Below are 220 nucleotides of genomic sequence, written 5' to 3'. Positions count from 1 at the left end.
GCTGCTTACTTTAAAGCGATTGCCGAAAGCACAGATTTAAATGCGATTGTCTACCAGCGTGACAATGTCTCTTTTTCTATCTCTGCTTTGGAAACGCTTGCTGAAGTGCCGCAGGTGGTCGGTGTCAAAGACGGCCTTGGCAGTATGGAGTTAAATACACTGCTCACACAGACATTTGGAGACCGTTTTGGATGGCTGAACGGGATGCCGCTGGCTGAAG

General features: G+C 48.6%; 1 protein-coding gene. It reads left to right on the top strand.

All coding sequences use genetic code 11. From position 1 onward, the window contains the following. A partial coding sequence (locus L2D08_RS23900) for a dihydrodipicolinate synthase family protein (protein ID WP_242238037.1) occupies positions 1–220 on the top strand: 220 nt, incomplete at both ends.

It is taken from the genome of Domibacillus sp. PGB-M46, assembly GCF_022668875.1.
GTDB lineage: Bacteria > Bacillota > Bacilli > Bacillales > Domibacillaceae > Domibacillus.
The sequence above is the reverse complement of the archived record's forward strand: the minus strand, read 5'-3'. Positions and strand labels throughout refer to the sequence as shown.